Here is a 5,547-nt window from a genome sequence, read left to right as displayed (position 1 = left end):
TCTGCCCTCAATTAACTAGGGAGATACGCAAGACTTTTTCGGTGACTAGGAAAATCAATTTTTCCAAGTTTCCGTACCGGAGATAACCCCAAAGACGAGGAAATAAACCGATAGCTTTCATTAGTTATCGTCTAGATGCCCAGAAAAATAAATACTCTAGCAAAGGGTATTTATTGACAATTGGTAAAATCAGAAAACTTTGCCGATCAATTAACTATTGGAGTCTGTAAAAATATCTATGACCTTAGCTAAGTCCAAAGCAATTTTCGACAATGATGACTACAATCACTTTCCCGAAGTGATTACCGAACCTAAATCGCCGGTATCGGAAGCCGAGATGATGCAAGCGGTAAGAACACTGCTGTTAGGATTAGGAGAAGATCCCGATCGCGAAGGTTTACGAGACACTCCTAAACGAGTAGTAAAAGCCCTAAAATTTCTCACTTCTGGTTATCAGCAATCCCTGGATGAATTGCTGAATGGGGCAGTTTTTCACGAGAATGCTAACGAGATGGTTTTAATCCGAGACATCGATATTTTTAGCTCCTGTGAACACCATATTTTACCAATTATCGGCCGCGCTCATGTTGCCTATATTCCTAACGGGAAAGTGATCGGTTTATCGAAAATTGCCCGCATCTGTGAAATGTACGCCAGACGACTGCAAGTACAGGAACGTTTAACCGCACAAATTGCCGATGCTTTGCAAGGATTACTACAACCTCAAGGGGTAGCTGTGGTGATTGAAGCGACTCATATGTGTATGGTAATGCGCGGGGTTGAAAAACCCGGTTCTTGGACTTCTACGAGTGCCGTGCGCGGTATTTTTGCCGATTCTGCTAAGACTCGTCAAGAGTTTATGAGTTTGATTCGTCATAGTCCCGATTTTCACTAATTAGTCAGGGGGATCAGGATTATTTGATCGTCCTATCCCCGGTTTTTGCCTAGGTAAAAAACTAGAGCAAAACCAGCTATTTACTGTTTACTTTTTATTTTTAACTCGCTGTTATCATGCTGATTCGTCCCCGTCGTCTTCGTTATAATCCAGCGATTCGCCGTCTTGTTCGTGAAACTGAATTAACCGTTAATGACTTGATTTATCCCCTCTTTATCATGGAGGGAGAAAATCAAAAGGTGGCTATTCCTTCTATGCCCGATTGTTATCGTTATTCCCTCGATTTATTGCTCAAAGAAGTAGTTAATGCTTATAATTTAGGCATTAATGCCATCGCTCTTTTCCCCCTGATTGCCGAAGATAAAAAAGATAATTTCGGTAGAGAAAGTTATAATCCCGATGGTTTAGTGCCAAGGGCGGTGAAAGCGATTAAAAAAGAAGTCCCTGAAATAATTATTATTACCGATGTTGCCCTCGATCCTTTTTCGATTTATGGTCATGATGGTATTGTGGAGGACGGTAAAATTCTCAACGATGAAACCCTGGAAGTTTTAGTGAAAATGTCGCTCTCGCAAGCGGCAGCCGGGGCTAATTTCGTCGCTCCTTCCGATATGATGGATGGTAGGGTTGGGGCGATCCGTCGAGCTTTAGATGCGGCTGGCTATTTGGATGTGGGAATTCTCGCTTATACGGCTAAATATGCCTCTGCTTATTATGGTCCCTTCCGAGATGCCTTAGAATCAGCCCCAAAATTTGGTGATAAGAAAACCTATCAAATGGATGGGGCTAATAGTCGGGAAGCCTTACGGGAAGCCAGTTTAGACATAACAGAAGGGGCAGATATTATTATGGTTAAGCCCGCTCTGGCCTACCTCGATATTATCCGTCGTCTGCGCGATAGTAGCCATCTTCCCGTCGCCGCTTACAATGTTAGTGGTGAATACGCAATGATTAAAGCGGCGGCAAAACAGGGCTGGATTGACGAAAAAAGCCTGATTTTGGAAACTTTAATCAGTATGAAACGAGCGGGGGCCGATTTGATTTTGACCTATTTTGCTGCCGATGTGGCATTAATGAAACAAGAAAGCCGATTTTAGGGTTTTTGCCAGCGAAATTGATAGACATTATCCTGCGCTCCCCATACCTGCTGCCCAAGGCTATCATAACCTCGATCGCTGGTATCCATGCCCTGGGAATGTAGAATAATTGTATTAGTTATTTTCACCGCACCTCTGGCATTAGTGGCACAACCCTGGGGGGGAGTTTCTCCCCGATAACCCCCCGCTATCGGTTTTAAAAACACAGTACACACCGACTCAGCCAAATCTGATACATTTAATCTTCTTTCTGTCAAGTCTTTGTTACAAAAATTAATAAAGTTAGGGGCATTATTTAACTTATAGGCTTTTGATTCCACAGTGGAATTATCGGGGCTAGGTTGAATGACTAAAATTCTTTGACGATAGGGTTGATTTAAGCGATCGATAATTGCCTGTTCCTGATAAAGATAAATACTATCCTGTTTGGGGGAAAAATCCACCGCACAGGTAGTCATTTGCACCTTAGCAATACGCGGGTTAGTCTGCGCTTGTTCCCTGGTATCCATAACCCCAATTAAATGATTAGCCACCCCCTGCACTTGCGGGTTAAGGGGCAAAGATTGAGTGAGAAAAAATCCTAGGGCGATCGAAGTTTTCAGCATAAGCAGAGGCTTGATTCCGGTTAGTCTCTAATTAGCTTAAACTAATAAGCAGCAAGAGCAAAAATACCCCTTTTCCCATGGCTAATCATCTGGCTGAATCTGAAAGTCTTTACCTGCGAAAACACGCCGAAAACCCGATCGATTGGTGGTATTGGTGTGACAGCGCCCTAGAAATTGCCAGGAGGGAAGATAAACCGATCTTTCTCTCGATCGGTTATTCTAGCTGTCATTGGTGTACGGTTATGGAAGGAGAAGCTTTTTCCGATCAGGCCATTGCCGATTATCTCAATCAGTATTTTTTGCCGATCAAAGTTGATCGCGAGGAAAGACCGGACATCGATAGTATCTATATGCAAGCATTGCAGATGATGGTCGGTCAAGGGGGTTGGCCGCTGAATGTCTTCCTAACACCCGATAGTTTAATTCCCTTCTATGGTGGCACCTATTTTCCCGTGCAACCGCGCTTTAACCGGCCCGGTTTTCTGCAAGTGTTGCAATCGGTACGTCGCTATTATGACGAGGAAAAGGAGAAATTAAGCAAATTTACGGCCGAAATGCTGGGCGCACTGCGTCAATCAGCTATTTTACCCCGAGCAGAGACTAATTTAGCCGCTCCTTCCCTTTTAGCCACAGGAATCGAGACAAATACGGCGGTGATTCGGGTTAATCCCAATAACTACGGTCGGCCCAGTTTTCCGATGATTCCATATTCTCATCTGGCTTTGCAGGGTAGTCGCTTTGGTGACGATTTTGACGATTCCCTCCGGCAAGCGGCCTATCAACGGGGGGAAGATCTGGCCCTGGGGGGAATCTATGACCATGTGGGGGGAGGATTCCATCGTTATACGGTGGATTCGACGTGGACAGTTCCCCATTTTGAAAAAATGCTCTACGATAACGGGCAAATTGTCGAATATTTAGCCAATTTGTGGAGTGCGGGTAATCGAGAGGCGGCCTTTGAGAGAGGGATTAAAGGCACGGTTAACTGGCTAAAACGGGAAATGACCGCCCCAGAAGGTTATTTTTATGCGGCCCAAGATGCCGATAGTTTTGAGAAGGCCACGGATGGGGAACCGGAGGAAGGGGCCTTTTATGTCTGGTCGGATCTGGAGTTAAGGGATTATCTCTCGACCGAGGAATTGGGGCTGCTGCAGGCTAATTTTACCGTCACTGCCGAGGGGAATTTTGAGGGTCGTAATGTGCTGCAACGTCGGCAAGGGGGAGAATTAGGGAAGGAGATAGAAAATATGCTCGATAAGTTATTTATTCGGCGTTATGGCAGTTCTCAAGCCCAATTAGCTCTTTTTCCCCCGGCCAGAGACAATCAGGAGGCGAAAACTGTCTCTTGGCCGGGACGCATTCCGGCGGTAACGGATACGAAAATGATCGTCGCTTGGAATAGTTTAATGATTTCCGGTTTAGCCCGGGCCTTTGCCGTCTTTAGCGAACCTTTGTACTGGCAAATGGCTACGGTCGCGGCCGAGTTTATTCTCAAGCATCAGTGGTTAGATGGACGTTTTCAGCGCTTGAATTATCAGGGTCAGGCCTCGGTTTTGGCCCAATCGGAGGATTTTGCCTATTTTATTAAGGCTTTGCTGGACTTGCAAACCGCTAAACCGCAAGAAACTGGCTGGTTAGAGGCGGCTATCGATTTACAGGGGGAATTTGATCGCTGGTTTTGGGCCGAGGATGAGGGAGGATATTTTAATACTGCTTCTGATCATAGTCTCGATCTGATCGTGCGAGAACGGGGTTATACGGATAATGCCACCCCTTCGGCCAACGGAATTGCGATCGCTAATTTATTGCGTCTGTCGCGATTGACGGAAAATCTAGAATATCTCGATCGGGCCGAAAAGGCCTTGCAATCTTTTAGTACCATCCTAGAAGAGTCCCCCACCGCTTGCCCCAGTTTATTTGTTGCCCTCGATCACTATCGTCACGGTTTCTGTCTGCGCGCCCCGGAAAGCTCGATCGAGCCGCTGTTAAGTCGCTATTTGCCCACTGCGGTGTATCGAGTCGATGCCAGTTTGCCCATTAGCACATTTGGGTTAATTTGTCAAGGGTTATGCTGCCTTGAACCGGCGGAAAATTTAGAACAGTTAGACCGACAAATTGCTGGGGTGATGAGGGGGGAGTCAATACTACTCGGTTAAGGTTTTTTTCTCTCTCAAGCAGAGAACAGTGATAAAAAAGCAATTAACGCTTTTTTAATCACCAAGATTCAGGATCATTGATTATTTTGACCAAAATGGACAGGAATGGAGATGATTTTCTTCTCCATTGTCAAAACGCCCACACCATTGGTCAAAGCCAGAGAGGTATCGCGGCTGGGGTTGTCTATTTCATAGCCGCTCTCTCAACGTCAAGTGCCGACTCTGTAGCGGTTATACTCGATTTGATCGTTTGAGCGTTTAAGTCCCATTAGTTTTATCTTCAGCCATCTTATGGAGAACAAAAACATTATCTTGCTTTAAAAGCAGCCATCTTGCAAAAGGATAGCGTTTGACTTCTTGATAACCTTTGAGCAATCCAGAGGAAATCATGTAGTCATCACGATTTACCCACCAGTAACTTTTACCCCGCTGCTTCTGATATTTTATATCGTTTAAATACCAGCCATTAAATTCGTATCCCCCATCGATATATTCAGGAGTAACTCCCTGTTCCATCAAATCATTTAAGGCTTGCCACCGAGTTCGGTTCCAGGCTAAGTAGTCATGGGTTGCAGCTATAGTAAATCCGCCCCAAATAAAGATCATTGTCAAGGCAAAAGCAGTTATTTTTTTGCCAATATCTTGCTCGTTAATATAATTATTTGAAATCACTAAAAGCACCATAAATAATGGTAAAAGGAACAGGAAATGACGATCAAAAGGATACCTTACTCCGAAAAGGAAAAGATAGATAAGGATTGCTGAAAGTATTAATACATTTAACCATTTTTCCG

The 5,547-nt window shown here is 44.6% G+C and carries 4 protein-coding genes and 1 pseudogene; 3 read left to right on the top strand and 2 right to left on the bottom strand.

What is annotated here, in order from left to right; all coding sequences use genetic code 11:
• Positions 1-238 precede the first annotated feature (238 nt).
• Together folE and hemB are read left to right on the top strand one after the other, a co-directional pair.
• Entirely contained in the window at positions 239-895 is a 657-nt protein-coding gene (folE, locus tag PX636_RS07745; protein ID WP_002783992.1) for a GTP cyclohydrolase I FolE, read from the top strand.
• A 116-nt stretch (positions 896-1,011) separates the two neighbouring features.
• On the top strand, positions 1,012-1,992 hold the full coding sequence (gene hemB, locus PX636_RS07740) for a porphobilinogen synthase (RefSeq protein WP_288116658.1): 981 nt from the start codon (positions 1,012-1,014) through the stop codon (positions 1,990-1,992).
• Here the strand turns inward: hemB and PX636_RS07735 are convergent.
• Positions 1,989-2,597, bottom strand: coding sequence for a chromophore lyase CpcT/CpeT (locus tag PX636_RS07735; RefSeq protein ID WP_288116657.1), 609 nt, complete (start codon positions 2,595-2,597; stop codon positions 1,989-1,991). The genes hemB and PX636_RS07735 overlap by 4 nt on opposite strands.
• A 77-nt stretch (positions 2,598-2,674) precedes the next feature.
• Here PX636_RS07735 and PX636_RS07730 point away from each other — a divergent pair, with 77 nt between their 5' ends.
• Entirely contained in the window at positions 2,675-4,753 is a 2,079-nt protein-coding gene (locus PX636_RS07730) for a thioredoxin domain-containing protein (RefSeq protein ID WP_288116656.1), read from the top strand.
• Positions 4,754-5,011: 258 nt separating this feature from the next.
• Here the strand turns inward: PX636_RS07730 and PX636_RS07725 are convergent.
• Positions 5,012-5,547: pseudogene (locus tag PX636_RS07725) on the bottom strand (ArnT family glycosyltransferase); the annotation flags it as partial.

Source organism: Microcystis sp. M53598_WE2, from assembly GCF_030067735.1.
Lineage (GTDB): Bacteria > Cyanobacteriota > Cyanobacteriia > Cyanobacteriales > Microcystaceae > Microcystis > Microcystis aeruginosa.
This window is presented reverse-complemented; position numbering and strand designations above follow the sequence as displayed.